We start from the raw sequence: 4,846 nt of genomic DNA on the forward strand, positions 1-4,846 counted from the left end.
GCCGGCGACATGCCAAAGCGGCGTCAGCGAAAAGGCCTCGTCGTCGGCGACGGGCATGGACCTGACATTGCCGCTTCGTCCGGCATCGCGCGCTGCGGCGGCGCCGGTCTCAAAACCCTCGCGCAGGCAGGTGCCAAGGCCGAAGGCGCCGTTGGCGGCGCCTGCCGCGGCCATGCCGGGCGGCGCGCCGTCCGGCACGAAGGCGGCGATGTCGTCGCGCCATTTCGGTCGGCCGCGGTGGTAGGAGGTGAGGCCGACGGCCGGGTTCCAGCCGCCGGAAATCGCGAGCCCGTCGGCTTCGACTTCGGCGTGCGCGCCGCCGGTCAGCGAAACGGAAATCTTGCGCACGCCGTCCTTGCCGCCGTCGACGGCGGAGACGGAGCCGTGCAGCACCGGGAAGCCGACCTTGGAGGCAAGCGAGCGATGCGCCGGCGAGATCTCGGGCCGCGCATCGATCACGGCGGCGACCTGCAGTCCGGCGGCGATCGCCGTCTCCACCGTGCGCCAGCCATCCTCATTGTTGGTGAAGAGCGCGATGCGCCGCGCCGGCGTCGCCGCGTAACGGGCGATGTAGCTGCGCATGGCGGACGCCATCATCACGCCCGGCGTGTCATTGCCGGCAAAGACGATGGGACGTTCGATCGCGCCGGTAGCGACCACGCAGCGCTTGGCGACGATGCGCCACAGCCGCTGACGCACCTGATGCTCGGGCGGCACCGGCAGATGGTCGTTGACGCGTTCGACCGCGCCATAGGTGCCGCCGTCATAGACGCCGAACAGCGTGGTGCGCGCCATTATGCGGACATACGGCATCGCCGCGAGCTCGCTCAGCGTGCGCGCAATCCACTCCGAGGCCGGCAATCCATCGATCGTGCCACCATCGGCCAGCAGGCGGCCGCCGAGGACAAAATCTTCCTCGCACAGGATGACGCGCGCGCCGCTGCGACCGGCAGCGAGAGCCGCCGCCAGGCCCGCCGGACCCGAGCCGGCGATCACCACGTCGCAATGCGCCCAGGCCTTGTCATAGTGATCCGGATCGGAAACGCCGGCGGCACGGCCGAGGCCGGCGGCGCGCCGGATCGCCGGCTCGTAGATCGCTTCCCAGAATTTTGCCGGCCACATGAAGGTCTTGTAGTAGAAGCCGGCGACGAAGATCGGCGCGAATAGCTGGTTGACCGACATGACGTCGAAACGGAGCGACGGCCAGCGGTTCTGGCTGGCGGCTTCCAGGCCATCATAAAGCTCTGCCGTCGTCGCCTTGGTGTTCGGCTCACGCCTGGCGCCGCTGCGCAGCTCGACCAGCGCGTTGGGCTCTTCCGAACCTGCGGTCAGGATGCCGCGCGGGCGGTGATATTTGAACGAGCGGCCGACCAGCTTGACGCCGTTGGCGACCAGCGCGGAAGCTAGCGTATCGCCCTTGAAGCCGAAGAGAGTCTTGCCGTCGAAGCGGAAGCTGAGCGCGTCCGAGCGATCGATGAGGCCGCCGGACGGGAGGCGATTGGATTGGCTGGAAATCACGATGCCCGGCCTTCGATTGGTTCGACTTCATGGGAGACGTTTGCGCCGCCCCTTACCCTCCCCCTTGTGGAGAGGGTCGCTGCGAAACAGCGGGGCGGGGGGACGGCGCCGACCCCCACCCGGACCTGCGGTCCGACCTCCCCACAAGGGGGAGGTAGGGAGCTGGCGATCTTCGCCGCAGCACTGACTTCGACAGGAGAACTCATTTCGCAACCTGCCTAGCCCCAGCGCCCGCCGCCGGCTCTACGGCCGAAATCTCATGCGTCAGCGTGTTGCGGGTGACCCTTAGCCAGGCCCGGCAGCCGCCGCCATGATACCAGTGCTCGCTCATCACGCCGGCGATGTTGTCGCGCAGGTAAACGTAGTCGTAGACGGCGTCCTCGCCGGCCTCGGCCGTGGGCCGTTGCGGCTTGGCGTCGCCGAGATAGGTGAACTCGCCGAGTTCGCGTTCTCGCCGCAGAAGGGACAGACTATCCGCATGACAGGGCCTTCAGTGCAGGTTCGGTTGGGCGCCCTGGCCCTTTTCGTCGATCATGGCGCCGCGCTGGAACCGGTCGAGGCGGAAGCGGGCGGCTTCCTTGTGCGGTACGTCGCGCGCGATGAGATGGGCAAAGACCAGGCCGGAGCCGGGCGTTGCCTTGAAGCCGCCGTAGCACCAGCCGGCATTGAGATAGAGGCCATCGACCGGGCTCTTGTCGATGATCGGCGAGCCGTCCATCGACATGTCCATGATGCCGCCCCATTGGCGCAGGAGCCGCACGCGGCCGATCATCGGGATCAGCGCCATGCCGCCTTCGCAGGCATCCTCGACGACCGGCAAATTGCCGCGCTGGGCATAGGAATTGTAGCCGTCGATGTCGCCGCCGAAGACCAATCCGCCCTTGTCGGACTGGCTGACGTAGAAGTGCCCGGCGCCGAAGGTCATGACGTTGGGCAAGAGCGGCTTGATCGCTTCGGAGACGAAGGCCTGCAGGACGTGGCTTTCGATCGGCAGCCTCAGTCCCGCCATTGCCGCGACGCGAGACGAAGAGCCGGCAACCGCCATGCCGACCTTGCCGGCGCCGATCCGGCCGCGCGAAGTCTCGACGCCGGTCACCTTGCCGTTGGCGTTGCGCTCGAAGCCGGTGACCTCGCAGTTCTGGATGATGTCGACGCCGAGTTCGCTCGCCGCATGCGCATAGCCCCAGACCACGGCGTCGTGGCGCGCCGTGCCGCCGCGCCGCTGCAGCAGCCCGCCCTGGATCGGAAACCGCGCATTCTCGAAATTCAGGAACGGCATCATCTTGCGAACCGCCGCCTGGTCGAGCAGCTCCGCGTCGATGCCGTTGATGCGCATGGTGTTGCCGCGCCGGGCAAAGGCGTCGCGCTGGGCGTCGGAGTGATAGAGGTTGATCACGCCGCGCTGGCTGACCATCGCGTTGTAGTTCAAATCCTGCTCCATCCGCTCCCACAGCTTCATCGAAAGCTCGTAGAAGCCGGTGTTGCCGGGCAGGCCGTAATTGGAGCGGATGATGGTGGTGTTGCGGCCGGCATTGCCGGAGCCGATCCAGCCCTTCTCCAGCACAGCGACATTGCGGATGCCGAATTCGCTGGCGAGGAACCAGGCCGTCGCCAAGCCGTGACCGCCGCCGCCGATGATCACCACTTCGTAGCGATCCTTGGGCGCCGCGTCGCGCCAGGTGGGCTTCCAGTTCTTGTGGCCGGAGAGGGCGGCGCGGGCGAGCGAGAAGATCGAGAGGCCGCTCGCCTTACGCCGAACCTTTCTTGACGCATCGGATTTGCCCGAAGACCGCTTCACACTTTTCGGTCCGATGCTTCTAGATATCCAGCGTGTGGTCGCGCTCCCACTGCGTGAAGTGCGAAGCATAGGAATTCCATTCCTGCTGCTTCAGCTTTAGATATGCCGACGAAAATTCCTCACCCAGCGCCGCCTTGAGCGATTTGTCGTTGTCGAATTCGCGCAACGCATCGAGCAGGTTGAGCGGCAGTTTCGGCGCATCCGTCACGGTATGGCCGAACTGGTACATGTCGATGTCGTAGCGCTTGCCGGGATCGGCCCTGGAGCGGATGCCGTCGAGGCCGGCGGCGACGATCACGGCCTGCAGCAGGTAGGGATTGGCCGCGCCGTCGGGCAGGCGCAGCTCGAAGCGGCCGGGACCGGGCACGCGCACCATATGGGTGCGGTTGTTTCCGGTCCAGGTCACCGTGTTCGGGGCCCAGGTCGCGCCCGAAATCGTGCGTGGCGCGTTGATGCGCTTGTAGGAGTTCACCGTCGGATTGGTGATCGCGGCTAGCGCCGAGGCATGCTTCATGATGCCGCCGAGGAAGTTCCTGCCCTTGGCGGACAGCCCGAGTTCTTCCGAATTGTCGGCGAAGACATTGGTCTTGCCGGTCTCGTCCCAAACCGAGATATGCGCATGGCAGCCATTGCCGGTCAGGCCCTGGAAAGGCTTGGGCATGAAGGTCGCGCGCAGGCCGTGCTTTTCCGCGACAGACTTGACCATGAACTTGAAGAAGGAGTGCTTGTCGGCGGTTGCCAGCGCGTCGTCGAAGGCCCAGTTCATCTCGAACTGGCCGTTGGCGTCCTCATGGTCGTTCTGGTACGGGCCCCAGCCGAGGGCCAGCATGTGGTCGCAGATCTCGGCGATCACGTCGTAGCGTCGCATCACCGCCTGCTGGTCATAGCAGGGCTTGGACGCAGTGTCGTACTGGTCCGAGATGGCGCTGCCGTCCGGCGAGATCAGGAAGAACTCGGCCTCGATGCCGGTCTTGACATGCATGCCGTCGCGGGCGGCCTCGGTGATCAGCCGCTTCAGCGTGTTGCGTGGCGCCTGCTCGACCGACTTGTCGTCCATGATGCAGTTGGCGGCAACCCAGGCGACCTCGCGCTTCCATGGCAGTTGAATCACCGAATCCGGATCCGGCACAGCCAGCATGTCGGGATGCGCCGGCGTCAGGTCGAGCCACGTCGCGAAACCGGCGAATCCGGCACCGTCCTTCTGCATGTCGGCGATCGCCTGCGCCGGCACCAGCTTGGCGCGCTGCCCGCCGAACAGGTCGGTGTAGGAGATCATGAAATATTTGACGCCGTTCTCCTTGGCGAATGCGGCGAGATCGTTCCCCATTATAGTTCCTCGCTTATGTGATCTTGGAAGTCTGTCTTAGAAGCCGTTCTTCCCCGGTATCCAGTTGGTGCCAGCAAGCGGCACGCCGGCCATGGCTGCCGCCTCGATCGAAAGCGAACAGAGATCTTCCGGCTCGAGATTGTGCAGGTGATTTTTGCCGCAGGCGCGGGCGATGGTCTGCGCCTCCAGCGTCATCACCTTCA

3 protein-coding genes and 2 pseudogenes are annotated in these 4,846 nt (G+C 65.6%); all 5 read right to left on the reverse strand.

All coding sequences use genetic code 11. The features are described from left to right. The coding region (locus EOA38_RS28245) for a 2Fe-2S iron-sulfur cluster-binding protein (protein ID WP_127300774.1) at window positions 1-1,518 on the reverse strand (1,518 nt) is incomplete at its 3' end. 202 nt (window positions 1,519-1,720) lie between these two features. After that, window positions 1,721-1,998 (reverse strand): annotated as a pseudogene (locus tag EOA38_RS28250) (sarcosine oxidase subunit delta). Window positions 1,999-2,008: 10 nt separating this feature from the next. Then, the gene (locus EOA38_RS28255) at window positions 2,009-3,250 is read right to left on the reverse strand and encodes a sarcosine oxidase subunit beta family protein (RefSeq protein WP_127300775.1); all 1,242 of its coding nucleotides are present in this window, start codon (window positions 3,248-3,250) and stop codon (window positions 2,009-2,011) included. Window positions 3,251-3,335: 85 nt separating this feature from the next. After that, window positions 3,336-4,643 carry a type III glutamate--ammonia ligase gene (glnT, locus tag EOA38_RS28260; RefSeq protein WP_126095375.1) on the reverse strand — a complete coding sequence of 436 codons (1,308 nt, stop codon included), beginning with the start codon at window positions 4,641-4,643 and terminating at the stop codon, window positions 3,336-3,338. Between the two features lie 36 nt (window positions 4,644-4,679). Next, window positions 4,680-4,846: pseudogene (locus tag EOA38_RS28265) on the reverse strand (FMN-binding glutamate synthase family protein); the annotation flags it as partial.

This window comes from Mesorhizobium sp. M1E.F.Ca.ET.041.01.1.1 (assembly GCF_003997355.1).
Classification (GTDB): Bacteria; Pseudomonadota; Alphaproteobacteria; order Rhizobiales; family Rhizobiaceae; genus Mesorhizobium.

Excerpts from the sequence above, each read along its gene's own strand:
- glnT (WP_126095375.1), bottom strand. The coding sequence starts at position 4,643 with ATGGGGAACGATCTCGCCGCATTCGCCAAGGAGAACGGCGTCAAATAT.